This window comes from Pseudomonas sp. IT-P100 (assembly GCF_949767185.1).
Classification (GTDB): domain Bacteria; phylum Pseudomonadota; class Gammaproteobacteria; order Pseudomonadales; family Pseudomonadaceae; genus Aquipseudomonas; species Aquipseudomonas fluorescens_B.
In genome coordinates this window covers 281,271-305,284 of the sequence record NZ_CATKQK010000033.1, presented here as the reverse complement: position 1 = coordinate 305,284, position 24,014 = coordinate 281,271, and the positions used below count along the sequence as shown (strand labels likewise).

Sequence of the window (24,014 nt, the reverse complement as noted above, 5' to 3'; positions counted from 1 at the left end):
CCCTGTCGATCAATGGCTCATGATGGGGGCCAGTGCGGCCTGAATCCTGGACATCTGTGCGGGTGTTGTCATGCGCGAAAGCAGCCGGCCAAAGTGTGGATGCTGCACGCCCGAGATAATGTATTGCCAACGGTAGGCGCTCAGCACGCAGGCTTTGATTTGCGCTGTCTCATCGGCACTGAGCAATCGTGAGACATTTCCAATGAAGTAGTCAGCGTCGGATGCCGATTGTGCCTGCAGGAGGGTGTCGACGGCTGCCACCAGAGCTATCAGATCGTTGACTGCCTGGTCGCGCTCGGCCGACAAGAGTTTCGCGTGCTCCGCCTCCCACTCCAGCTCATCGAGTACGACGTGCCGGCTTTCATCCATCCAGTGATATTTGAAGACATCCTTGAAGAGTGGGCACAACTCCTCGCGCGGGGCGATGCTTTTTACGTAGTGCGTCTGAACAAACAGTTCGATATGACAGGTCAACGCCAGCACCGACCAGGTGCTGGACGCAAGTACCGCGCGCGCCACATCGTTGGGATCGGCAACTTGCCGATATCCCGCTGGCATTTGCGAACCGATCATCGTCTCTACGCGCCGGAACAGCTCCTGGTGCTTGATCTCGTCGTTGGAAAATCGCACCAGCGCTTCAAGTGCGAGCTGATCGTCAAAGACATGGCCCCGACCTTGATCGAGCATTTTGGCACTGATAAAACGTTCGACCAGGCCAAAGATAAATGCATAGGTTCGGCCCTGAATTTGACTGAGCAGGCGCGCCTCGTCGGCGTTGAGAAAGGTCAGGCGGTCGATCTGGGAGAGTCCGTCGGGCAAGAATTTGCGCGAGAAGTCGAAACGTCGGTCCTGGAGCAAATCGCGATCGATCTGCCATTCCGCTTTCTTTGATGATCTGACAATTTGGGCATATCGGTCGGCGTTGCCCGAGACTGAGCCGGGTCTGGTAGCGACGGTGTTCATAGTGATCTCCTGCTTTCCTGGTCGAATTGGAACGGGGCAATTACGGGAACGTCGGAGCCAATGACCCCTGGGTGAAGCCTCTGGGGGGAGCGTCACGATCACTGAGTCGACGTTGGTGCTAATCTAGGCCTCGCAGTTCAGGCGAAGAATGACCGGCGCGCCTGATTACATGCTCCGGACTCCGGAAAGGAGGGCTGGCAATTGTTGGATGCACTTTCTGATGTCTTGCGTGTGATTCGGCTGTCTGGAGGGGTTTTTCTCGAGGCGGAATTCACTGCGCCCTGGTGCATCAACGGAAGGCTCTCTGCGGACGACTGCAAACCGTTCCTGGCGACGCCTCGACATGTCATTGCGTCGCATTTTGTCGCCGCGGGGCACATGCAATTAAGAATCGACGGTGGCGCGACTGTCGATGTGCAGGCAGGTGAACTCATTCTGCTTCCTTGCAATGATGTTCATACTTTTGGCAGCGACCTGAGCATTGCGCCCATGCATGCGCGCGAAGTTGTCCAGCCGCCGGAAGTCGGCGGCATTTCACGAATCAAGTACGGCGGAGGCGGCGAGGCCACGCAGTTGTTGTGTGGATTCCTCGGCTCGGACACACCCTTCAGTCCTTTGCTTTCATCGCTGCCATCCTTATTGAAACTGGACGTGCGCGCGACTGCATCGGGAGCCTGGATTGAAAGCTCGTTCCGTTTCGCTGTCAGTGAGATTGCGGCGGGGCGCGTCGGCTCGACAACGATCATCGCCAAGCTATCCGAACTGCTATTCGTCGAAGCCGTCAGCCAGTATGTCGCGAACCTCCCCGCTGAGCGGCGCGGGTGGCTGGCAGGTTTGCGGGATCCGCATATCGGGCGCGCATTGGCGCTGCTCCATGCTCGTCCAACCGAGCGCTGGACTGCAGACGCCCTGGCGCTTGAAGTGGGTATGTCGCGCTCGGTTTTTGCGGAGCGATTCACGGCATTGGTCGGACAGCCACCGATGCAATACCTGACGCTGTGGCGTATGCACGTGGCGGCTCAACAGCTGCGTGAAGGTCGCGGCAATGTGGCGCAGATTGGCTTTGCAGTGGGCTACGAATCCGAAGCGGCGTTCAGTCGTGCATTCAAACGCCAGTTTGGTACATCACCCGGCACTTGGCGCAGACAATCTGCGTGATCCACGGGACAGCGATAATGTCGTGAGGGGGCATCAGGGCGCGCTAATTGATTTGCACAATGACCGGCCCTTCCGTGACGACCGGTGGGAACGTATGGATGTGCGAGGCGTTCTTCTCAATCCATTCGCGTGCGACTTTCATGCTCTCATCGGTGCCAGCCTTGTCCGTGCAAACCGTTATCGATATACCGCCATCACCGAGAGGCAGCAGTGTGTAGCTGGCGAGGCCAGGTACTTTGCGCAGGGCCGCCTCGACGTCGGCCTTTTGCTCTTCAAGAAAATCGAAAAGTTTTTTTGCGTCACGACCCGAGTAGGTTCTTATGACCGCGTACATGGTCATCTCCTTTGCGAGTTACCGTCTTGATACCCGTCCGGATTCGCGGGTGGCCGCTATCACTTGGATTTCAGTTCGTCCTTATCTATTCAGCTTAGTCAAACGCCGGTGACAAGCGAAAGGCCACGACCACCGGCAGCTCCCGGCCCAGAGCCGCGGCGGTCGATCAATCAGGAGGCGGGGAGCAGGCCTTTCTGTCTGGCGACATGAGTCGCCAGTGCGTCCATCAAGTCCGGGGACAGGCAGTCATAGGGCTCCAGGCCGATCGAGCGAAGACGCTCACGGATGGCCTTCATTTGTGCGGGCGGTGTGCCGGTTTCGATGATGGAGGACACGAACGCCGCGAAGCCCGGTGGCGCCCATCCGCTCTGGGGTGAGAGCTCGGTGTGGACGAAGTCCAGGCCATAAAAGGCGTGGTCCTTGTTTTCGATGCGCCCGAAGAGGTGAGCGTGGCACTGTTTGCAGGCGTGGCGCTGGATGGTGGCGGTTTCGTCGACAATGGCCAGTTTTTCGCCGTGGGCCGTGACGCTGACCTTATCCCGGGGTACCACGGCAATGACGGCGAATATCGCATTTTGCGGTTTCCAGCATTTGCTGCAGCCGCACGCGTGGTTATGCAGGGTTTGCGCGTCGATCTTGACCTCGACCTTGTCGTTCGCACACAGGCATTGCAGGGTGCCACCTGTGAAATTCGCGGCGGCGGGCTGGAAACCATTGTCCAGTACAGGGTGAAGTTTCAAGGTGCTCATGTTGACCTCCTTCGATGCGACCCTCAGTTCTATGTGCAGATCAAGAGTAGCGCGCTGTTCGAAGCGTTTACTCTTGGTCGGCAGGCACTACCTTCCAGCTGTCATCCGGGTCAAAACGCTTCATTGACCGCGCCAGTTTCTCACCCTCGGCGCCCAGGTCTTTCTCGAACACCTGGCCTTCATGGCTGATCATGAAACTCATGACCCCGGTGTCAGCGTATTTCGCCGGCCAGGCGATCAGTGCAAAGCCACGGCTCATCTTGTCACCCATGAGGTAGCTGTAGGCGCCGCCAGGTGCCGAAGGGCCTTGGCCATCAAGAATACGGAAGTGGTAACCGTGCCAGTCTTCGCCGGCAATGGTTTTGCCGAACGAGGACCCCAACGGGCTGATCTGATCGCTGTCGTCGTTGGCCCAATAGAGACCGTCGTGCTTGCCGGCGGCGCTGAAGATTTTCTGCGCATACTCGAGTGCGCCGTCACCGTCACGGTCCACTGACGAATAGTCCATCTGGGCGTCGTGATAAGTCCGTACGGATTGCAACGCCGCAAGTTCGTTGCGGCCAATTCGACGGGCACGGATTTCGGCCTGGCCGGCCTTGATGTCGAAGCGCCAACCTTTCTCGACCTTGACCATGGGTATCGGCAGTGTCCAGTGGTCGCTGCCGACCGACAGAAGCGCCTTGCGGTCACTGGTTTTTTCAATGGAATGTTGCTCGCGGTATTGCTTCAAAAAAGCATCCACATCACTGCGCTGAACCCCTTCACGGGGTATGTAGCTGTGCCATTCTTTACCCAGCAACTCTGTCAGGCGCGACTGATCGGCGTGCTCTGTACCCAGGGCTTCGACGAACGCTTGAGCGGCCTTTTCCGGCGTTCGAAATGTCTGCTGTGCCGCAACAACGCACGACCACGCCACGCCGGCAACCATCGCCAATACCTGGGGGAACACACCCATGAGTGACTTTATTCGAGGATTGTTTTTCAACGACGACCCCCTCGTTGACGCGCGGGTGGATTCGACGGCCGACTGATCTGGTGGCCGGCTGATCGCGAAGCACTGGCGCGCTGGGCGGACATCTCGCTGGCCCGGCCACGACTGGCTTGTGCGTTGGACTGGGCCGGTGATCGCGCGCCGGCGAATGCATTGTTGCGGGCACTGCCCGCATTGGCGGATGGCCTTTTTTGCGCCGTGCCCTGTCCGCGCGCCTGAGCAGCCTGGTTCCTCGGTTGCTGGCTCTCTCGAGCGTTTCTGGCGTTACCCTGGCTCCTGTCGGACAACTTCGCTCTGTCCGTGCCTTGCATCCGATTGTTGGTTGCGGACTGGGCTTCGCGCGCTCGATCCCGGGCTTCGCGGTTGCTGGTGGCAGGTTGTTCGAAGCCACGCTTGTCCATGGCACCACGGGCCCGTTCACGAGCCTGGGCGCGCTCGGCATTATCCCCTCGATAGGCCTCACGCTGACTGGCACCGTCCAGTTGTCGGCCGTACTGTTCGCGGCTCTTTCTGTCTCGATAGGGAACACCATCGCGATGAACGGTGTTGTGCTGCCACTTGTTCTGATTATTGGTGATCCGGTTGTTGGCATTGATGTTGTTGTATCGGTTGACGTCGATGTCGATGTCGTTGTTACCCCAGTCACAGTCACCCCACAGCGCGCCGACGATCGCCACACCGGTACCAAACGCCAGTCCGGCCATCAACGCCGAGCCGGGGTAATAGGCTGGCGGTGGCGGATAGTAAACAGGGGGTGACGCGGGATAGGACCAGGTCCCGTATGTGGTGGTCGGGTTGTAACTGGGGACGTACACCACCTGTGGATCGGAGGGCTGAATGATGATGGTGGAAGTGCTGCTGGCAGGCGCAGGAGCCGGAGCCGGAGCCGAAGTGGCGGGTGCAGGTGCCGGTGGCGCAAAGTTCTGGACCGTCACGTTCTGATATTGATTGCTCTGCAGATTGCCTGCCGCTTGCGCCTGATGACGCAGGCGTTGCACGGCCTCCATGGCATCGTCGGGCTGCGCCAGGAAGGCATCTCCCAGACGTTGCACCCAAACGGGATCCTGCCCCAGCGTTGCCAGCACCTGCGGGAAGGCGACCAGCGCCTGTACACTCGGGTCCCACGTCTGGCTCGCCACTTGTTTGACCGCATCGTCACCTTTGGCGTCCGGGTGTGATCTGGACCAGGTCACCGCCTCGGTGACTTCGCCGGGGTACGTGGTGGCCATCAGTACCTGGGCCAGCAGTGGATCCGGGTAAAGCGCAATGGGCGCCAGCATTTGATCCAGCTGCTCCTGATTGAACACGGCATCTTTGACGGCCGCCGTGACGGGCGCGGTTTCAGCACCGTTCGCGGTCGCATCCAATGGCTGCGCCAGACAGGAATATCCGTGTAACAACAGTGCCGCGGACACCGCGAAAAACAATGGAATGCGCATTGGCCCCCCACATGCTCAGGCAGGCTTGAATGGAATGGATCAATGTCAGGAAGGTTAAAGCCGATTTCGCGAGCCAGGCCTCAGCCTCGATGCTGCTCTCTAATGGTAGCAAACATATTTTTGTTGCCATGGATTCACGGCGGCGATTGGCCGAGTGGTCGGCGTGGGTGCGAACCGGGCTGGCGGTATGGGGGCGGCTACCACTCGGTAGGCCACGGGTGCCTGGCAAGTGTTTCGCCGCTACAATGCGTGCCTCGACCGTGACAAACCAGATAAAAAAACATGTCTCTACCTAAACATCACCTGGAGCTGCTCAGTCCCGCCCGTGACGTGAGCATCGCCCGCGAAGCCATCCTGCATGGTGCCGACGCCGTGTATATCGGTGGCCCAAGCTTCGGCGCCCGCCACAACGCCTGCAATGAGGTGAGTGAAATCGCCGGGCTGGTGGAATTCGCCCGTCGCTACCACGCCCGGGTGTTCACCACCCTCAACACGATCCTGCATGACAATGAACTGGAGCCGGCCCGCAAGCTGATCCACGAACTGTATGATGCCGGTGTCGATGCGTTGATCGTCCAGGACCTGGGCGTGATGGAGCTGGATATCCCGCCGATCGAGCTGCACGCCAGCACCCAGACCGACATCCGCACCCTGGCGCGAGCCAAGTTCCTTGACCAGGCGGGCTTCTCCCAACTGGTACTCGCCCGCGAGCTTAACCTGCAAGAGATTCGCGCCATCGCCGACGAGACCGACGCGGCGATCGAGTTCTTCATTCATGGCGCGCTGTGCGTGGCGTTCTCCGGCCAGTGCAATATTTCCCACGCACAGAACGGCCGTAGTGCCAACCGTGGCGACTGCTCCCAGGCCTGCCGTTTGCCGTACACCCTCAAGGACGACCAGGGCCGCGTCGTTGCCTATGAAAAACACCTGCTGTCGATGAAGGACAACAACCAGAGCGCCAACATCCGCGCGTTGGTGGAAGCCGGCGTTCGCTCGTTCAAGATCGAAGGGCGCTACAAGGACATGGGCTATGTGAAGAACATCACGGCCTACTACCGCCAGCGCCTGGACGATGTTCTCGAAGACCGCCCGGACCTGGCCCGCGCTTCCAGTGGCCGCACGGCGCACTTCTTCGTGCCCGACCCGGACAAGACCTTCCACCGTGGCAGCACCGACTACTTCGTCAGCGAGCGCAAGATCGACATCGGCGCCTTCGATTCACCGACCTTCACCGGCTTGCCGGTGGGCGTGGTGGAGAAGGTTGGCAAGCGCGACTTGCAGGTGGTGACCTTCGAACCGTTGTCCAACGGCGATGGCCTCAATGTGCAGATCAAGCGCGAGGTGGTGGGATTCCGCGCCAATATCGCGGAGCCCAGGGGAGAGTTCGACGAAGAGGGCCAGAAGCGCTATCGCTACCGCGTCGAGCCCAACGAGATGCCGGAAGGCATGTACAAGCTGCGGCCCAACCATCCACTGAGCCGCAACCTGGACCATAACTGGCAGCAAGCCTTGCAGAAGACGTCTGCCGAACGTCGTATCGGCCTGACCTGGGTCGCACGGCTGGACGAACAGCGCCTGCAACTCACCGCCACCAGCGAGGAGGGCGTCAGCGCCAGCGTTTCCCTGGACGGCCCGTTCGGTCTGGCCAACAAGCCGGAGCAGGCCCTGGAGCAACTGCGTGACTTGCTCGGTCAACTGGGCACCACCGACTACCACGCCACCGCCATTGAACTGGATGCGCCCCAGGCATTTTTTGTCCCCAATTCGCAGCTCAAGGCCTTGCGCCGCGAAGTGATCGAAGCATTGACCGCGGCCCGCCTGCTGGCCCACCCACGGGGAGGCCGCAAGGCCGAAACCAACCCGCCGCCGGTGTACCCGGAATCGCACCTGTCGTTCCTGGCCAACGTCTACAACCAGAAGGCCCGCGACTTCTATCACCGACATGGCGTGAAGCTGATCGACGCGGCCTTCGAGGCCCACGAGGAAACCGGCGAAGTGCCGGTGATGATCACCAAACACTGCCTACGTTTCTCCTTCAACCTTTGCCCCAAGCAAGCCAAAGGCGTCACCGGTGTGCGCACCAAGGTCGCGCCGATGCAACTGGTGCACGGTGACGAGGTGCTGACGCTGAAATTCGACTGCAAGCCTTGCGAGATGCACGTCATCGGCAAGATCAAGGGACACATCCTCGATCTGCCGCAACCGGGCAGCGTCATGGAACCGATCGTCGGTCACATCAGCCCCGAAGACCTGCTCAAGACCATCCCTCGCGCGCCCCACTGAGCGTGACAGGCGAGCGTGCAGTTGTCCTGTTGCGCTCGCCTGATCGACCCGATTGCGTGTATGGCAGGCCAGAATCTAAATACGAAACTGGCCAACCAGACGACCCAGTCGACTCCCCAGATCCGTGAGACTTCTGGAGGTTTGTGCGCCATTCTTGGCGTCCCCGGCGACTACGTCAGCCGCCTGTGAGATGTGACTCATACTGCGGTTTACTTCTTCGGCCACGGCGTTTTGCTCTTCGGACGCGCTGGCGATCTGAGCGTTCATGTCATTGATGGTGTCGATCAGTTGGCTGATGGCGTCCAGCGACATTCCCGCACGGTTTGCCAGCTCCCCCGTTGTCCGGCCTGTTTCGCTGGAGCGGCCCATTGTGATCATGGCGCCTTGAGTACCTTTTTGCAGCAGGCTGATCATCCCATGGATTTCCTGAGTGCTTTTCTGCGTACGGCTGGCCAGGGCCCTGACTTCGTCAGCGACCACCGCAAAACCACGACCCGCATCGCCGGCCCGTGCTGCTTCAATGGCGGCGTTCAAAGCCAATAGATTGGTTTGCTCCGCGATAGAACGAATGACGTCAACGACACCGGCTATCGACTGCACATCCTTGTTCAGGCTGTCCAGGGACGCGCTGCTTTGGCCGATTTCCTCAATCAACGAATGAATGCTTTCGATGCTCCTGTTGACGACATCCCTTGCCTGCCCACCCACATCGCTGGTTTCCCGTGCTGCGAGCGAAGCACTTTGGGCACTGACGGAAACCTGATGCGCAGCCGTGGACATTTCATGTATGGCTGTCGCCACATGATCGGTCTCCTGGCGCTGACGATCCATGGCCTGCTCTGACCGTTGTGCCTGGGCCGACATCTCTTCGACCAGTGCAGTCAATTGCCCGGTCATCTCAGCGATCTGACGTACAAGGCTATGAATTTTTTCCACAAACAAGTTGAACGAGTGAGCCAAATCGCCCAGCTCATCGTTGCTCGAAACGGGCAAGCGGTGTGTGAGGTCGCCATCTCCAGCGGCGATGTCGTCCAGTTTCTTCTTGATGGCCAGCACAGGTCTCACAATGCTGTTGCCTAGCCAAATGCCAATCAGCGCCACGAATAGCAGCACGCAAACAGCAAGGAAAAGGATGTACGTGGTGTGCTGGCCGATTCGCTTATAGCGCTCGCTGGCGATGGCCTGCACCTGAACCTCAAGATCGTCCAGGTTCACCTGGGTACCCACGATCAGGTCCCATTTATCCAGGTAAACGGTGTAGCCGAGCTTGGGTGTAGGTTTCGGGCTGCTGGGTGTTTGCCATTGATAGCGGAAAAAATGAGTGCCCGTCCTGGCCGCTTCAACCAGTCCCCGAATGACGTATACGCCGTCGGCATCTTTGCTATCGACAAAGCTCTTGCCGATATCGGTGTTCAGATTGGCGGAGAACACGCGAACAGACGAAGAGTCGTAGCCGTAAAAGTAGTTTTGTTTATCAAAACTCAGCGTACGCAGAATCTTGACGGCCTGATCCCGAGCGTTGGAATCCCCATATCCGGAAGCGTCGTAGATCGGCTGAATCGATGCCTGGGCAATTTCCATATAGTGCTTGAGCGAAGTTTTTCGCTCATTGATCAAGAGGTCGCGCGTCTGCTCGACTTCCTCGGATGCCAGCTTTTGCAAAACCCAAAAGGTGATACCGCTGATCACTGCAGCCAGCAAAAGGCCAGGGATGATCGTCAGAAGAATGATTTTGCTGCGAAGACTTAGCATCACGATGAGTTTCACCTCACTCAAGAGATTTTATTGTTTTCCACCCCTTTTTATTTCGGCCAAGGCTGGCTAAACGTCGCGTAAAAGGCGGGGGTGTTTTTGGGTTGAAGCCGTTGGGTCTGGAGAGACTGAAAGGTCTCCCGTCGTCAAAAAATTATAAATGATCGATCGATCAATAGCAGTCTACGCTCATCCCGAACGGCTTGTCGATGGTCGGTAAACGGCGGTGGAAGAACCTGTCGTGTCATTGACCCAAGAGGAAACGTTGACCAGGCCCGGGGTCTTTTGCGCTTGACGCAACATGACGTTGCGTCCTGCCCATATTCTCTGGAGGGGGAGTGCCGCCTATTTTGTTGACCTGACAAACATCAATGCGAGTGATCTTTCCTTGGAGAGTCACCGCTGTCGAATCTCAGGAGTTTATGGAATGGGCGCTTCTACAAGTAGTACAGCAACGACGATACAAAAAACTTCAATGACCAGAGGGCTGGTGCTTCTGTTCGCGTTTTGTTGCGGAGCCATCGTGGCCAACATCTATTACGCACAACCGATCATCAGCTTGATCGCCCCGGATATCGGCATGTCGAATGGCAGCGCGAGCTTTATTGTTTCGCTGACTCAGATTGGCTATGCACTCGGATTGTTTTTCCTGGTGCCCTTGGCGGACCTGGTAGAAAACCGCCGACTGATGGTCGCGACGATCGTGATTACGATCTTCAGCCTGGTCGCCGCCGGTCTGGCCAAGCAGCCGAGCGTGTTTCTTGTCGTCTCGGCACTCATCGGTTTCAGCTCGGTCTCCGTGCAAATGCTTATCCCGTTGGCTGCGCATCTGGCTCCGGAAGAATCTCGCGGCCGGGTGGTTGGCGGGATCATGGGGGGCTTGCTGCTAGGGATTCTGCTTGCGCGGCCGCTGTCGAGCCTGGTGGCTGATCATTTCGGCTGGCGAGCCGTGTTTATCGGGGCGGCTGCCTTGATGCTCATCATCTCCATCGTGATCGCCATGACCATGCCCAAGTGGCAGCCGGCCCATCGGGCGTCGTACGGTCAACTGCTGATGTCCCTTGGGCAACTGTTTTGCCGCGAGCCGGTATTGCGTCAGCGTGCGCTTTATCAGGGGCTGATGTTTGCGGCGTTCAGTTTGTTCTGGACTGCGGTGCCGCTGGTATTGAGCCGTGAGTTTGGCCTCACGCAAAGTCAGATCGCGATGTTCTCCCTGGTTGGCGCCATCGGTGCAGTCGCCGCGCCTATAAGCGGTCGACTCGCTGATGCCGGACACACTCGACGTGCCTCACAGTTGGCCATGGTGCTGGGCGTTGTGAGCTTCCTTCCGGCCTTCATCAATCCCCTTTACGGTGTGATTGGTTTGGCGGTTACCGGTATCGCGCTGGATTTTGCGGTGCAGATGAACATGGTGCTGGGCCAACGAGCCGTCTACGCCCTGGGCACGGCGAACAGAGGTCGTCTGAATGCGTTGTACATGATCAGTATCTTCATTGGCGGCGCAATCGGTTCCTCGGTGGCCAGTTCGCTTTATGAACACGCCAGCTGGTTGGCTGTTGCAGCGGTGGGTAGCGCTTTGTCACTGATCGCTCTGGTCGCCTTTTCGATGGTTTCTCGTCGAGCCGGGCAGGCTCAATGAGACTCCGCAGCAGTCAAGGAGTGTCATGGACAAGTTGCTCTCGTTGAAGATGTTCGTCCAGGCTGTGGACTCGAAGGGCTTTTCTTCTGCCGCTCGGCAGTTGGGCCTGGCGACGTCTTCCGTGACCCGGATGATCGATGGGCTGGAGTCGGAACTGGGGGCGGTTTTGCTTAACCGCTCCACGCGTCAGATATCGTTGTCAGATGCCGGGGCCGCCTACTACTTGAAAGCGCGGGAGGTATTGAGCGCAGTAGCCGAAGCGGATGCTTCAGTCACTGACCGTGGGGAAGTGCCCGCAGGGCATCTTCGTATTTCCGTCCCGGTGGCGTTTGGACGTCGTCTGATTGCGCCTCATATCGCCTCGTTTTTGAAGCGTTACCCGCAACTCGTGCTGGACATGACGCTGTCTGACGACATTGTCGAATTGCTGGGCGAGCGCGTCGATCTGTCGATCCGATTGGGCTCGGCAGCAGCGATGGATGGTGTCGTCAGTCGTCCCGTCGGCCATTTCAGACGTCGGGTGGTTGCCAATGCTGAGTACCTGAAGACCCATGGCTTCCCTGAACATCCCATGGACCTCTTGCGGCATGAATGCATGCGCTTCAGTTACGGCCCAAAGCAACAGGTCTGGACTTTCCTGAACGACGGTGAAGAGACTCGGGTACCCGTGGAGGGGCGCTTTAAAAGCAACAATGCGGAGGTTTTGCGGGAGGTCGCGCTGGCCGGCGGCGGGGTGGCTTTGTTACCTGACTGGCTCGTCGATGATGATATTGGGGGTGGTCAATTGACGTCGTTGTTCGAGTCATTTGTTGTCAATCCGAACGATGCGAGTTCGGCCATCTCTGCGCTGTATCTCCCCAATCATCGTGGCTCCCGGCGCGTCAATGCGTTTATCGATTTCATCAGCGAATTGCTGGGGCCTGAAGGCTTGTCGCAGAGCTGATTGCGCCTGATAAATCGGGTTCATAGCCAGCGCATTCTTTTGTTTTGTATGATGCCTCGATGAAGCTCTAGTGAGGCGTTATGCAAGACTCAAAAAATGTGGACGAGAAAGAGCCTGGAAAATCAGCCGACTCCGAAGGCCTCGTCAAGTCGACGACTCGACGCCTTTCGCCAGAGGTCAGGGAAAAGCAGATTGTGCAGAAAGCCATCGAGCATTTTGCAACGTGCGGATTCTCGGGGAGTACCCGTGAGCTGGCGCGACAACTTGACGTTACCCAACCCTTGCTCTATCGATATTTTCCTAGCAAAGAGGCCTTGATAGACCGTGTCTACGAGGAGGTCTATCAGTGGGATACCGAGTGGGAGGCGATCATCAAGGATCGTTCGGAACCCCTGCAGCCTCGCCTGGTTCGTTTCTATACTTCATACGCAAGCGTGATTCTGCGGCGAGAATGGATTCGTATCTTCGTATTCGCCGGGCTGACACGTGAAGGCATCAACGATCGGTATCTGGCTAAATTGCGTGAGCGCGTCTTCATTCCTGTCATTGCAGAAATTCGCCATGCTCATGGATTGGCGCCGTCCTCAGGTGAAACGATCAATGAAAAAGAGCTTGAGCTGATCTGGAGTTTGCATGCCAGCATTTTCTATATCGGCGTGCGCAAATGGATTTACGATCTTCCAGTGACTGAGGACATTGATGCGCAGATCGAGCAGATGGTCGATGCGTTCCTTAACGGCAGTCCCCACGTCCTGCAGCAACTCGATAACGACCTCGGCGAGAATTGATCGGCTTCGGTCCGAGTGAATTGTTCCCCTTTTCCTGCCCCCTGATCTCCTGCTTCGACCCTCTTTTTTGTCGACCACTCATCACCTGTTTCAGCCTTCAGCTGAGCGGGTGGCGAGGGTCGTTATCGCGTCTGTTTGCCCTGCAAAAGCCCTTTCCCAACGCCTGAAGCGTGTTCTCTTTCAGCGACGCCGCGACGTCGTTCCGGTCAGTCCTGCGAAAATTTGATCCTCCAGCTATTGCCTTCAATTTCGTCAGGTCGTATTGTTTATCAAGTGATAAATAAATACAAAAACAGTTGGAGGCACCATGCACGTCCTGAAGCTCGCTCATTACTCGATCCGGTCGTTCGACTTGGAGAGGTCCAGTCGATTCTATGAAAGGGTGCTCGGTTTCAAGCCTGGCTACCGGCCGCCGTTCGATTTTCCTGGCGTCTGGTTGTACATGGGAGGGGATGAGGAAGACTTTGGCACCGTCCACATTATCGGGATTGATCCCTCCAACCCCGAAGGTCTGAAGAAGTACCTTGGTGACAAGGACATCCCGCTGACCGGCACTGGGACTGTCGACCACATTGCGTTTCTGGTAACCGGCCTGGTTGAGTTCTGGAACGTCTTCAAGACCGAGGGCATTGCCTGGCGCGATCGCACCGTTCCGAGCCTCGGCCTGCATCAGGTGTTCATCGAAGACCCGTCTGGCGTCACCATCGAGCTCAACTTCCCGGCCTCCGAAATTGAAGCAGTCGGTTCTTACACCGCCCATGCGGCAGCGACTGCGGGAGTACGCTCATGATCGATTCATTGAACAAACCCCGCGCCATTGTCGTGGGCGGCTCGCTGGGTGGTCTGTTTGCAGCCAATATGCTGTTGCGCAAAGGTTGGGATGTCGAGGTCTTCGAACGCGTTCCGGATGAGCTTGCCGGGCGTGGCGCAGGCATCGTTACACACCCTGAATTGTTTGAAGCGATGGCCGCAGCGGGAATTCCCCTCGATGCATCCGTAGGTATCGATGTGCGTTCACGGGTCACGCTGGCCCAGGACGGTGATGTCGTACTTGAGAACGTGCTCCCACAGACGTTGACCGCCTGGGGGAAGATGTATCAGGTGCTTCGCGCCGCATTTCCGGACTCGCTGTATCGCTGCGGTGGTAGCGTCGTCTCCGTTGAAAGCACTGAAACTCATGCCAGCGTCACATTGGCTGATGGTACGACTCACCAGGCAGACGTCGTTATCGCGGCGGATGGATTTCGTTCGACGATTCGCCAGCATTTTTTACCTGACGTGCACCTGCAATATGCCGGCTATATCGCCTGGCGTGGGTTAGTGGATGAAAGTGTCCTGTCTGACTCTGCCCACGCAGCCCTGTTCGATAAATTCGCGTTTTGCTTGCCTCCGCACGAACAGATCCTGGGGTATCCCGTTGCGGGGCATTCCAACAGCACCCGTGTCGGGGAGCGTCGTTACAACTTTGTGTGGTACCGCACCAGTGACAATGACGATTTGCGCGATTTGCTGAGGGATGAAAGCGGCAAGCAATTTGAAGGCGGTATCCCTCCGGCGCTGATACGCCGTGACGTGCTCGACACTATGTACGAATCCGCAGAGACCTTACTTGCCCCGCAGTTTGCGGAAGTCGTAAAGAAAGCGGCTCAGCCGTTATTCCAACCGATTTACGATCTGGAAGTACCGAAAATGAATTTCGGACGTGTCGCTTTGCTGGGCGACGCGGCATTTGTGGCGCGTCCCCATTGCGGGATGGGTGTTACCAAGGCGGCCGGTGATGCCTTGGCAATCGTCGAAGCACTTGAGCGACATGCATCCGTGGAAGAGGCATTGGCGGACTACAGCGAGCAACGCTGTCGTTTCGGGGCATCGATTGTTCAACATGCCAGGCATCTTGGTGCCTACATGCAGGCGCAACTGAAGAGTGAAGAAGAGCGCGAAATGGCTGAGTTATACCGGACTCCAGAAGCCGTGATGCGTGAGACCGCAGTGCCGGTGAAGTTTTAATTCAGCCACACGCCCTTTGCAGGAGACAACCATGGAACATGCATATCCGCGAGACGGTGGCCCGGCCATGTCCGCTAATCAGGTTGATGACACACTTCAAAACCCGATTCTCGAAAATCCGCAGTTTCGTGCGCTGGTAAAGCAGCGACGAATATTTTCGTGGAGCATGACGGCGCTTATGCTGGCGGTCTATTTCGGCTTCATTCTTTCCCTGGCCTTTATACCTGCCCGTTTGGGTACACCTATCGTCGAAGGGCAACCGATGACCTGGGGTGTGCCGATTGGCTTTGGAATGCTCGCCTTCACGATTGTTCTTGTTGCTGTCTATGTATGGCGCACTAACACCTGCTACGACCCTGAAATAAAAACAATCATCAGGAGCTTCAACAAATGAAGCGTCTACTCATTGCAATCTCCGCCGTCCTTGCTTCGGTAGCGGTCTATGCGGCCGATGTCCCTGCCGCCGCACAAAAACATAATCCGATTGCCATCGGCATGTTTTTAGCGTTTGTCATTTTCACTCTGTTTGTCACGCGATGGGCTGCACGTAAAAACAATAGCGTTGCCGATCACTATGCAGCAGGTGGAAAAATTACCGGTTTCCAAAATGGTTGGGCAATCGCTGGAGACTACATGTCTGCGGCGTCTTTGCTGGGCATCTCCGCGTTGGTTTTTACCAGTGGTTTCGATGGACTGATCTACTCGATCGGGTTCCTTGCCAGCTGGCCGATCATTCTGTTCCTGATTGCAGAGCCATTGCGAAACCTGGGGCGTTACACCCTGGCGGACGTACTTTCCTATCGGCTGAAACAACGACCCATACGTGCTTTTTCGGCGTCCAGTTCGATCGTTATCGTTCTGCTTTACCTGGTTTCTCAGCTGGTAGGCGCCGGAAAACTGGTGGAGTTACTGTTCGGCTTCGATTACACCGCGGCAGTACTTCTCGTGGGTACGCTGATGGTTATCTATGTGTTCTTTGGCGGGATGCTGGCGACCACCTGGATTCAGATCATCAAGGCAGTCTTGCTGCTGACCGGCTGTGTCTTCATGGCGTTCATGGTGTTATCCGAATTCGGATTCAGCCTGAACCAGCTGTTCACGCAAGCGACCGAGGTTCATCCCTCCCATGTAGCAATCATGAGCCCAGGCGGTCTGATTACCGACCCGGTGTCTGCCATTTCCCTGGGACTGGCATTAGTCTTCGGCACGGCAGGTCTTCCACACATTCTCATGCGGTTCTTCACCGTCGGTAACGTCAAGGCTGCGCGCCAAAGTATTCTTTATGCCACGGGTCTTGTCGGCATAGGGTACGCACTGATCGTCATTATCGGCTTTGGCACCATCGCCCTGGTTGCCAGTAATCCTGCCTATCACGATGCATCGGGCGCAATAGTGGGCGGCGTGAATATGGTTGCGATACACCTCGCACACAACGTCGGCGGAAATGTCTTCCTGGGGTTCATGTGTGCAGTATCGTTCTCGACGATATTGGCAGTCGTGGCGGGGTTGACCCTTGCCGGCTCTTCTGCGGTTTCTCATGATCTCTATGCGCATGCCTTGCGCCGTGGCACCGCCACTGACCGTGAAGAAATGCGTGTCTCTCGTGTGACGACCATCGTTTTAGGGGTGTTGTCGATTCTCCTGGCGATTGCTTTTGAAAAACAGAACATCGCCTTTATTGTGAGCCTGACGTTCTCCATCGCCGCCAGTTCCAATTTCCCAGTGCTGTTGTTGTCGATTTACTGGAAGGGCCTGACGACACGCGGCGCTGTGATTGGCGGATCGCTGGGGCTGGTATCGGCAATCACCCTGTGCATTCTCAGTCCGACGGTTTGGGTCAAGATCCTGCATCATCAGCAAGCCTGGTTCCCGTATGAATACCCGGCCCTGTTCTCAATGGCTGTCGCATTTATTGGCATTTTCTGGTTCTCCATCACCGATCGTTCCGCCAGTGCTGTCAGTGAGCGCAATCGATTTGAAAATCAGTTGGTGGATTCTGAATTGGGTACGCCGGCGACATGGAAGGCGCAGTTGAGCGCTGATTAATTCGGGTTATTAACATTCACATTAAATAGTTGCTGCATGAACGTGCAGGACTTGTGAATAACTACGCCTGAAAAACGCTGAAAAGTTTGTACAAAAACAATAAATCTCAACTTGGGTGCGAACCAATGAAGTGTACTTTGACTGTTGCAGCAGCCCTGTGTGTATTGGCGCAGCAAGCCCATGCGGCGGGCTTCATCGAAGATAGTAAAGCTGCGCTCAAACTGCGTAACTTCTATATCAATAGCGATTACCGAGACTCAGCAACACCCGCTCAGAAAGCAGCCAACCAGAGTTATCAAGCGGAGTGGGGCCAGGCCTTTCAGCTCGAATTCATCTCGGGTTACACCCCGGGGCCGGTAGGTTTCGGAGTGGATGCGTTGGGCATGCTGGGCGTCAAGCTGGATTCAAGCGCCGGCAAGCATGGCAATCCGACGGGCACGAACTACGGCGGCATCGTGTTTCCGAGTGACGGCGATCATGCGGTTGACGATGTCTCCAACCTGGGCCTGACCGGTAAAATGAAAATATCCAAGACCGAGCTGAAGCTTGGAACGCTGGTGCCGAAACTGCCGGTGATCTTCAGCAATGACGGACGTTTGTTGCCGCAAACCTGGCAAGGGACCCAAGTGACTTCGGCCGATATCAAAGACCTGACCTTGGTGGGTGGGCAAATTGATAAGGTGAAGGGACGCAACTCCAGTAACAACGAAAACATGTCCATCGCCGGTGCTAATAATGCTGTTACCGGTCGTTTCAGTAATAAGTTCGTCTACGCCGGTGGCGATTACAAACTGACTAAAGATCTGACCTTGCAGTACTATTACGGCAATCTGGAAGATTTTTACACGCAGAACTTTCTCGGGCTCATTCACAACTGGGCGATAGGTCCTGGCGTACTGACCAGTGATCTTCGCTACTTTAATAGTAAAAGTGATGGTGCAAACGGCCATGATCCTGCGTATTTCACGACAGGTTACTACGGCGGTAATACCTTGAAGGGAGAAGTCGACAATAATTTGTACAGTGGGTTATTTACCTATGCGGTTGCGGGTCACACCTTTGGCGCAGGTTATGAAGTAAGTAATGGTAAAAGTGACTTTCCGTATTTAAATCAGGGTGACGGCCCGACCACCTATACCATCACGGAGATGCAGGTTCAGAAATTCGTACGTGTAGGCGAGAGGTCATGGCAAGCCCGTTACTCTTATGACTTTGCAACACTGGGCTTGGCAGGTGCGACGGCGGGTGTTGTGTATGTTAAAGGCGATGGTATCGATACCGTTGCCTCCAGCAATTCCAGTGAATGGGAGCGTGATATTACGCTGGCCTACGTCGTGCAATCGGGCCCCCTCAAAGGTTTGGGTGTCATGTGGAAAAATGCAATGGTGCGAAACAATATCCCGAACACCCGCCAGCAAGATGAGAACCGCGTGATTATAAATTACCAATTGGCATTGTTTTAATGAATCAGGTTGCTCACTTCAGAGCGGTGATGTCCGGAACTTTAAAACTCGGCGGGCCCGTGCGGTTTATGGCTGGCTGCCGCAACTGACAGGCAGCACTTTAACGAGTGTTGCGTGTACATGTCGTTCTCTTCCAACGGCGTGTTTTATTGAAGAGCAAGATTTCCCTTGATGGGGGTAGGGCGGTGCAAGTGATCCTTGACCGCCCTTTTTTTATTCTGAAGCGGGATAGATCATGATCCCAGTGCATCCTGCCAGCCACGTCGTGCCAGCGGCAGATCCAGCAAGCGCTTGCCGGTGGCATCACTGATTGCATTGCCCAACGCCGCAGCCATGGGACCCTGGACGATTTCCGCAGCACCAAGAAAAGGCTGGTTCGGCTGATCAATCATGTGGACCTCGACCCGTTGCGGCAACTCGGGGAAACGCATGATCGGATATCCGCTCCAGTCGAAGCTGTGCATGCCAGTGGCGTCATAGAGGATGCTTTCATAGAGCGTCCAGCTGGCGGACTGCACGATGCCGCCCTGGATCTGATTGAGCAGCCCATCGGGGCTGACAATTTGCCCCACATCGACGGCGGTGACGACGCGATCAATCGTTATCTGCCCGGTCTGGCGCTGCACATGCAACTGCACGGCGATCGCACAGTAGCCCATGATGTTTTTATAGCGGGCGAAGGCGAAGCCGATCCCGCTGCCGGGGCCGGTTGCTTTTTGCGGCCAGCGGAACTCACTGGCCACGCGCTCCACCACCGCGCGAGCTCGCGGATCGGTCAAGTGATTCAAGCGAAACTGCACCGGATCCACGCTGGCCTGCGCCGCCAGTTCATCGACGGTGCTCTCGATGGCGAACACGTTGATATGGGCACCGAGCGAACGCATGGCCGAGGTCCTGAATGGCATAGTCAGAACGAAGTTCAGATCGACCTTCAGGTTGGGTATCTCATACAACGGAACCGCGTTACGGTCGCCGTCGCCCTCGGGTTGGGCAATCGGGATCGAAGGGGCAGGGGTGAAGGGGCTTGCCAGGAGCCAGGCCGGCAACAGGCGCCCGGCATTGACGATGCGCTCGTTGTGCGGAGTACTCCAGAGTTCGTATTTCCAGTCACGAAGGCGTCCGCTGTCATCCAGTCCTGCTTCCACGTTGGCAAGCATCGCCGAGCTGTAGGGCTCCCAGAGATTTTCCTGTTCGCGCATCCATTGCACCCGAATCGGCTTGCCCGGTAGGGCCATGGCGATCAGCGCAGCATCGGCGGCGGCGTCATCCGCGCCGTTGTGGCCATAGCAACCGGAGCCTTCGGTGTGGATGCAACGCACCTGAGTCGCTGGCAAGCCGACCATTTCGGCGATGCCCGCGCGCAAAGGATAGACACCTTGAGTGTGGGTCCAGACGGTCAGTGTTCCGTCCTTGAACCAGGCCACCGCGCAGGACGGCCCGATTGAACCGTGCATCAGGTACTGTTTGGTCACCCGTGCCTTGTAGGCACGCGGTGCAGGTTGCGCGAGGTTTCCTTTGGCGCTCACCGGGTAGCGCCGCGCTGGCAACTCGGTAAGGAGTTGATGGATGTGTGTCGAGTCGGGCAGCGGATTCCCTTCTGTCCAGCGGGCAGTGGCGTAGCCCTCGCGCATGGCTTTGACCGCCAGCCATTCATCCGTGGCGACCACGGCGAGGTAACTGCCGTTGCGGACCAGTTTCACCACGCCGGGGAGTTGCTTGACGGCGGCTTCGTCGATGTCCAGCAACTGGCTGCCGCGCCGGGGTGGACGTATCACACGGGCATGCAGCATATCCGGCAGGCGCATGTCCTGCACATACGCCGCACCGCCGCTGACCTTGGCGGGAATGTCCAGCCGAGGCAGTGATGTGCCGATCAGGGTGAAGCTGTCGGCTGGCTTGAAGGGGGAGTTGGCCGATGCAAAGCGATGCAGTTGAACCCCGACAACCGCTTGTGCGTAGGTCATGCTGCGGCCTTGCGCATCGTAGATGACTGCGTCCCGCGTGCTCAGACTATCGACTTTCTGTTGCCATTGTCGTGCCGCAGATTCGAGTAATAGCTGACGTACCTGGGCCGCGGCATTGAACAACGCAGTGCCGCTGTCGACGATCGTATGGCTGCCGGCGGTATAGCCTTCATTGGGCGTCAGCGCGGTGTCTGCGGTGAGAAAACGGATGAGCCCGGGCGACACTTCCAGGCGCTCGGCAGCGATCTGCAGCAGCGCAGTTTTGACGCCGGTGCCCAGTTCCACTTTGCCGGTGTAGACCGTGATGCCATCTTTCGCGTCAATGCGGATCCAGGCGTCCAGATAGGGCGTGGCCCGCAGGCTGCCCGGCAGGTCAGGCGCCAGGATTTGCGTGCCCAAGGTGTCCACTTCGGTGTCAGCGAAGGCGCGCGGAATACCGGGAAGCATCGCGAACCCCATCACCAATGCTCCGTTTATCACGAAGGCGCGGCGGCTCAGATTGACGTCTTGCTTTAAGGTTTTCATACCTTGGTTCCCTGCTCGATGACCGACTTGATCGCGGCGAGGATCCGCACATGGGTGCCGCAGCGGCACAAGTTGGGCGCCATGTGGCGACGGATCGTTTCGTCGTCCGGCTGAGGGTTGGTCTCTAACAAAGCCTGTGCCCGTACAATCATCCCCGCGATGCAATAACCGCACTGGGCTGCCTGGACGTCGATAAACGCTTTTTGCAACGGTCCCGGTTGGTCGGCGCTGCCCAGACTCTCCACGGTACGCACTGATTTTCCCGCCAGCGCACCGCACGGTGTCAGGCATGAAAAAACCGGTTTGTCGTTCACCAAGACCGTGCATGCGCCGCATTGACCCAAGCCGCAGCCGTATTTAGCGCCATTGAGCCCCACCTGGTTGCGCAAGGCATACAGCAGCGGCATGTCTTCCGGGATGTCCAGTTCATGAGTCTTGCCGTTGATGTCGAGTGTGATCACGGTTGCTGCTCCTGTGCCCGAATGCTCTTGATAGTGTTCTCCAAGTCCTTCCAGGGCCTGGTCGCGCAGCTCTCGTTGCGCAGATACCGGGCAATTGCAGCCACGTCGGCATCGTCCAGGCTATGGGCGAAGGCCGGCATGTAGTGGCTCGCAGCGGCGGTGGACATCGGAATGCCTTGCAGGATGGTCTGGATCAAATTGCGTGGCGATTCGGCCGTCACTGCCGAAGTGCTGGCCAGAGCAGGTCTTGATTCAATGACACGCATCGGTGCGGCACTGCCGTGGCAGCTTGCACAGGCACCTTCGAACAACGAGGCGCCGGCAAGTGCGACGGCATCGGGCTTGGGCTCAGAGATGCAAGGCGGCAATGGCGCCTCCGAAGAGGTCTTTTTCAGGTCGAGAATGTACTGCGCAATGGCATGGGCATCTTCTGCTGGCATCTGCGCGATGCTCAGGCTGACCGGTAACATCGGGCCTGCCGCTGCGCCATGTCCTTCGGCGACCTTGCCCGTCAGGTAGGCGACCAACTGGTCTTCATTCCAGGGATGTTCCGCCGTGGCCATTCCGCGCAGGGCAGGGGCCGTCCAGCCATCAACGACACCACCGTTGAACAGCTCGCTGCTTTTCTCCCCGCCAATCAGATTCAGCGGCGAATGGCAGGACGAGCAGTGCCCGGCGCCTTCGACCAGATAGCGTCCACGGTTCCAGAGCGCTGAGCGGTCTGGCAGTGGTTGCAGCGGCTCACCATGCAGGAACAACAGGTTCCAGAAAGACACCAGCGGACGGAAGTTCATGGGGAAAATCATGTGGTTTTCAGGGGCGGTGTATTTCACCGGATCCACGCTCATCAGGAAGGCGTAGGCATCCGCGATATCGGCGTCGCTCATCTTTCGGTAATGCACATAGGGAAAGGCCGGATAGAGAAAATGGCCGTCGCGCGCGATGCCTTCGCGCATGGCCCGCTCAAAGGCGTCCAGCGACCACTCGCCGATACCGGTTTCCCGGTCCGGGGTGATGTTGGTGGTGAAGAGTGTTCCGAAGGGCGTTATCAGCGGCAAACCGCCCGCCATGTAAGCACCCCCTGGTCGCGTGTGGCAGACCGCGCAGTCTCCCGCTTCGACAACGCGTCGGCCCCTGTCCACGGATTCGCGGCCTGCACTCTGATGCTGACTGGCGACGGGAATTTCCGGCCTCCACATCATCCAGAAGGCGAACCCTGTCCCCACGATGCTGATTGCCAGAATGGCACCGATGATCGTCTTGCGCTTCATCGCCTTACCTCGCCTGAGTTAACGACAGATTTTTCAATCCGCCGCTTGCGATTGGCCTACGGCGACTTCTGAAGGGTGAGCTTAGAGAGGGCGGTTGTGATGGAGTACCCCACCAAGGCGCAACGCTACATTGCGCCAGGCGCAACGACGGCAGAATTAACAACAGTTAACTCGCGCAGTCCCAGTCGATGTCCAAAGATAGGTCCTCAAGGAGCGTACCGATGACATTGAAGGAGGTTCATGGACAAGCTGCTCGCGCTGAAAATGTTCGTCCAGTCGGTCGACTCCAAGGGCTTTTCGTCTGCCGCCAGACAACTCAATCTGGCCACCTCTTCAGTGACCCGCATGATCGACAGGCTTGAGGATGACCTCGGTGCCGTGCTGCTTAATCGTACTACCCGGCAAGTCACGTTGACTGATGTCGGTGGTGCTTATTACCTGAAAACCCGGGATATCCTGAACGCCATGGCGGACGCTGACGAGTCGGTGTCGGATCGGGGAGAAGTCCCGGCAGGCGAGTTGCGTATTTCAGTGCCCGTGGCGTTTGGACACCGCCTCATCGCCCCCCACATCTGCACGCTTTTAGAGCGTTTCCCTATGCTCATCCTGGACATGACACTGTCCGACGATATCGTCGATTTGCTCGCCGAACGCATCGATCTATCGATCCGGTTGGGGTCGCCAGCGGCAATGGAAGCGGTGGTCAGTCGCCGCATCGGCAGCTTTCGACGCCGGGTCGTTGCCAGCGCGGAGTACCTGAATGCGCGAGGATTTCCCGACCAGCCCATGGGCCTTATGCAACACGACTGCATGTGCTTCAGCTATGGCACGTCGCAACAGGTCTGGACATTTGCCGATAAGGGTCAAGAGACCCGTGTCCCCGTCGATGGGCAATTCAAGAGCAACAATGCCGAGATCTTGCGTGAAGTCGTGCTGGCCGGCAGCGGGGTGGCGCTGTTGCCGGATTGGCTGGTCGACAATGACATTGACAGCGGTCGCCTGACCGCCTTGTTTGACGCATTTGTCGTCAATCCGAACAGTTCGAGTTCGGCGATCTCCGCTCTGTACCTGCCCAATCATCGCGGATCGAAACGTATCAATACGTTCATTGATTTCCTGACCGAATTTCTCGGTTCAGACAGCCTTCCCGTGGGGTGATTTCCCCACCTTTGCGTTTTGCGAAACGCTGCGTTGTGCAGCCGATGGATTCTCTGACGGGGTCCGGGCACCTACCTTGG

20 protein-coding genes are annotated in these 24,014 nt (G+C 57.4%); 11 read left to right on the top strand and 9 right to left on the bottom strand.

From position 1 onward, the window contains the following. Positions 1-9: 9 nt before the first annotated feature. Positions 10-963, bottom strand: coding sequence for a hypothetical protein (locus ACM6IQ_RS21790; protein ID WP_414879817.1), 954 nt, complete (start codon positions 961-963; stop codon positions 10-12). A gap of 201 nt (positions 964-1,164) precedes the next feature. Here ACM6IQ_RS21790 and ACM6IQ_RS21785 point away from each other — a divergent pair, with 201 nt between their 5' ends. After that, on the top strand, positions 1,165-2,121 hold the full coding sequence (locus tag ACM6IQ_RS21785; RefSeq protein ID WP_414879816.1) for an AraC family transcriptional regulator: 957 nt from the start codon (positions 1,165-1,167) through the stop codon (positions 2,119-2,121). Positions 2,122-2,164: 43 nt separating this feature from the next. On the opposite strand, the gene ACM6IQ_RS21780 is transcribed toward ACM6IQ_RS21785, so the two are convergent. The 4 genes from ACM6IQ_RS21780 to ACM6IQ_RS21765 all read right to left on the bottom strand — a co-directional run bounded on the left by ACM6IQ_RS21780 (position 2,165) and on the right by ACM6IQ_RS21765 (position 5,634). Next, positions 2,165-2,455 carry a hypothetical protein gene (locus ACM6IQ_RS21780; protein WP_414879815.1) on the bottom strand — a complete coding sequence of 97 codons (291 nt, stop codon included), beginning with the start codon at positions 2,453-2,455 and terminating at the stop codon, positions 2,165-2,167. A 170-nt stretch (positions 2,456-2,625) separates the two neighbouring features. After that, the gene (gene gfa, locus ACM6IQ_RS21775; RefSeq protein WP_414879814.1) at positions 2,626-3,204 is read right to left on the bottom strand and encodes an S-(hydroxymethyl)glutathione synthase; all 579 of its coding nucleotides are present in this window, start codon (positions 3,202-3,204) and stop codon (positions 2,626-2,628) included. Between the two features lie 67 nt (positions 3,205-3,271). Then, positions 3,272-4,159, bottom strand: coding sequence for a DUF2950 domain-containing protein (locus tag ACM6IQ_RS21770; RefSeq protein ID WP_414879813.1), 888 nt, complete (start codon positions 4,157-4,159; stop codon positions 3,272-3,274). Positions 4,160-4,185: 26 nt separating this feature from the next. Next, complete coding sequence (locus ACM6IQ_RS21765; protein ID WP_414879812.1) at positions 4,186-5,634, bottom strand: DUF3300 domain-containing protein; 1,449 nt, start codon at positions 5,632-5,634, stop codon at positions 4,186-4,188. A 282-nt stretch (positions 5,635-5,916) separates the two neighbouring features. Here ACM6IQ_RS21765 and ACM6IQ_RS21760 point away from each other — a divergent pair, with 282 nt between their 5' ends. Then, the gene (locus ACM6IQ_RS21760; RefSeq protein WP_414879811.1) at positions 5,917-7,917 is read left to right on the top strand and encodes a peptidase U32 family protein; all 2,001 of its coding nucleotides are present in this window, start codon (positions 5,917-5,919) and stop codon (positions 7,915-7,917) included. Positions 7,918-7,992: 75 nt separating this feature from the next. Here ACM6IQ_RS21760 and ACM6IQ_RS21755 read toward each other — a convergent pair whose 3' ends face one another. After that, positions 7,993-9,672, bottom strand: coding sequence for a methyl-accepting chemotaxis protein (locus ACM6IQ_RS21755; RefSeq protein WP_414879870.1), 1,680 nt, complete (start codon positions 9,670-9,672; stop codon positions 7,993-7,995). Positions 9,673-10,096: 424 nt separating this feature from the next. Here ACM6IQ_RS21755 and ACM6IQ_RS21750 point away from each other — a divergent pair, with 424 nt between their 5' ends. The 8 genes from ACM6IQ_RS21750 (at position 10,097) to ACM6IQ_RS21715 (ending at position 18,555) form a co-directional block, all read left to right on the top strand. Further along, positions 10,097-11,308 (top strand): MFS transporter, encoded by a 1,212-nt coding sequence (locus ACM6IQ_RS21750; RefSeq protein ID WP_414879869.1) that lies wholly within the window; start codon positions 10,097-10,099, stop codon positions 11,306-11,308. A 25-nt stretch (positions 11,309-11,333) separates the two neighbouring features. Next, complete coding sequence (locus ACM6IQ_RS21745) at positions 11,334-12,251, top strand: LysR substrate-binding domain-containing protein (RefSeq protein WP_414879810.1); 918 nt, start codon at positions 11,334-11,336, stop codon at positions 12,249-12,251. A gap of 80 nt (positions 12,252-12,331) precedes the next feature. Continuing rightward, positions 12,332-13,039, top strand: a complete 708-nt coding sequence (locus ACM6IQ_RS21740; protein WP_017339255.1) for a TetR/AcrR family transcriptional regulator — start codon at positions 12,332-12,334, stop codon at positions 13,037-13,039. Between the two features lie 307 nt (positions 13,040-13,346). After that, positions 13,347-13,829 carry a VOC family protein gene (locus ACM6IQ_RS21735; RefSeq protein WP_414879809.1) on the top strand — a complete coding sequence of 161 codons (483 nt, stop codon included), beginning with the start codon at positions 13,347-13,349 and terminating at the stop codon, positions 13,827-13,829. Then, on the top strand, positions 13,826-15,046 hold the full coding sequence (locus tag ACM6IQ_RS21730) for an FAD binding domain-containing protein (RefSeq protein ID WP_414879808.1): 1,221 nt from the start codon (positions 13,826-13,828) through the stop codon (positions 15,044-15,046). The genes ACM6IQ_RS21735 and ACM6IQ_RS21730 overlap by 4 nt, the downstream gene beginning before the upstream one ends. 31 nt (positions 15,047-15,077) lie before the next feature. Further along, positions 15,078-15,440 (top strand): DUF485 domain-containing protein, encoded by a 363-nt coding sequence (locus ACM6IQ_RS21725; RefSeq protein WP_017339252.1) that lies wholly within the window; start codon positions 15,078-15,080, stop codon positions 15,438-15,440. Then, positions 15,437-17,092 carry a cation acetate symporter gene (locus ACM6IQ_RS21720; RefSeq protein ID WP_414879807.1) on the top strand — a complete coding sequence of 552 codons (1,656 nt, stop codon included), beginning with the start codon at positions 15,437-15,439 and terminating at the stop codon, positions 17,090-17,092. Before ACM6IQ_RS21725 ends, ACM6IQ_RS21720 begins: the two co-directional genes overlap by 4 nt. A 125-nt stretch (positions 17,093-17,217) precedes the next feature. Next, positions 17,218-18,555, top strand: a complete 1,338-nt coding sequence (locus ACM6IQ_RS21715; RefSeq protein ID WP_414879806.1) for an OprD family porin — start codon at positions 17,218-17,220, stop codon at positions 18,553-18,555. 233 nt (positions 18,556-18,788) lie between these two features. On the opposite strand, the gene ACM6IQ_RS21710 is transcribed toward ACM6IQ_RS21715, so the two are convergent. The 3 genes from ACM6IQ_RS21710 to ACM6IQ_RS21700 are packed head-to-tail and all read right to left on the bottom strand — an operon-like array spanning position 18,789 to position 22,776. Further along, positions 18,789-21,044 (bottom strand): molybdopterin cofactor-binding domain-containing protein, encoded by a 2,256-nt coding sequence (locus tag ACM6IQ_RS21710; RefSeq protein ID WP_414879805.1) that lies wholly within the window; start codon positions 21,042-21,044, stop codon positions 18,789-18,791. Beyond that, positions 21,041-21,505 (bottom strand): (2Fe-2S)-binding protein, encoded by a 465-nt coding sequence (locus ACM6IQ_RS21705; protein ID WP_017339248.1) that lies wholly within the window; start codon positions 21,503-21,505, stop codon positions 21,041-21,043. Before ACM6IQ_RS21705 ends, ACM6IQ_RS21710 begins: the two co-directional genes overlap by 4 nt. Then, entirely contained in the window at positions 21,502-22,776 is a 1,275-nt protein-coding gene (locus ACM6IQ_RS21700) for a c-type cytochrome (protein ID WP_414879804.1), read from the bottom strand. The genes ACM6IQ_RS21705 and ACM6IQ_RS21700 overlap by 4 nt, the downstream gene beginning before the upstream one ends. 240 nt (positions 22,777-23,016) lie before the next feature. On the opposite strand from ACM6IQ_RS21700, the gene ACM6IQ_RS21695 reads away from it, so the two are divergent. Beyond that, positions 23,017-23,934 carry a LysR family transcriptional regulator gene (locus ACM6IQ_RS21695; protein WP_414879803.1) on the top strand — a complete coding sequence of 306 codons (918 nt, stop codon included), beginning with the start codon at positions 23,017-23,019 and terminating at the stop codon, positions 23,932-23,934. Positions 23,935-24,014 lie beyond the last annotated feature (80 nt).

Bases quoted from the DNA above. Each gene is read 5' to 3' on its own strand.
- ACM6IQ_RS21715 (WP_414879806.1), top strand. From the start codon at position 17,218: ATGAAGTGTACTTTGACTGTTGCAGCAGCCCTGTGTGTATTGGCGCAG.
- ACM6IQ_RS21745 (WP_414879810.1), top strand. From the start codon at position 11,334: ATGGACAAGTTGCTCTCGTTGAAGATGTTCGTCCAGGCTGTGGACTCG.
- ACM6IQ_RS21720 (WP_414879807.1), top strand. From the start codon at position 15,437: ATGAAGCGTCTACTCATTGCAATCTCCGCCGTCCTTGCTTCGGTAGCG.
- ACM6IQ_RS21725 (WP_017339252.1), top strand. From the start codon at position 15,078: ATGGAACATGCATATCCGCGAGACGGTGGCCCGGCCATGTCCGCTAAT.
- ACM6IQ_RS21710 (WP_414879805.1), bottom strand. From the start codon at position 21,044: ATGAAAACCTTAAAGCAAGACGTCAATCTGAGCCGCCGCGCCTTCGTG.
- ACM6IQ_RS21780 (WP_414879815.1), bottom strand. From the start codon at position 2,455: ATGTACGCGGTCATAAGAACCTACTCGGGTCGTGACGCAAAAAAACTT.
- ACM6IQ_RS21695 (WP_414879803.1), top strand. From the start codon at position 23,017: ATGGACAAGCTGCTCGCGCTGAAAATGTTCGTCCAGTCGGTCGACTCC.
- ACM6IQ_RS21700 (WP_414879804.1), bottom strand. From the start codon at position 22,776: ATGAAGCGCAAGACGATCATCGGTGCCATTCTGGCAATCAGCATCGTG.
- ACM6IQ_RS21765 (WP_414879812.1), bottom strand. From the start codon at position 5,634: ATGCGCATTCCATTGTTTTTCGCGGTGTCCGCGGCACTGTTGTTACAC.
- gfa (WP_414879814.1), bottom strand. From the start codon at position 3,204: ATGAGCACCTTGAAACTTCACCCTGTACTGGACAATGGTTTCCAGCCC.
- ACM6IQ_RS21760 (WP_414879811.1), top strand. From the start codon at position 5,917: ATGTCTCTACCTAAACATCACCTGGAGCTGCTCAGTCCCGCCCGTGAC.
- ACM6IQ_RS21740 (WP_017339255.1), top strand. From the start codon at position 12,332: ATGCAAGACTCAAAAAATGTGGACGAGAAAGAGCCTGGAAAATCAGCC.
- ACM6IQ_RS21770 (WP_414879813.1), bottom strand. From the start codon at position 4,159: ATGGGTGTGTTCCCCCAGGTATTGGCGATGGTTGCCGGCGTGGCGTGG.
- ACM6IQ_RS21750 (WP_414879869.1), top strand. From the start codon at position 10,097: ATGGGCGCTTCTACAAGTAGTACAGCAACGACGATACAAAAAACTTCA.
- ACM6IQ_RS21790 (WP_414879817.1), bottom strand. From the start codon at position 963: ATGAACACCGTCGCTACCAGACCCGGCTCAGTCTCGGGCAACGCCGAC.
- ACM6IQ_RS21730 (WP_414879808.1), top strand. From the start codon at position 13,826: ATGATCGATTCATTGAACAAACCCCGCGCCATTGTCGTGGGCGGCTCG.
- ACM6IQ_RS21735 (WP_414879809.1), top strand. From the start codon at position 13,347: ATGCACGTCCTGAAGCTCGCTCATTACTCGATCCGGTCGTTCGACTTG.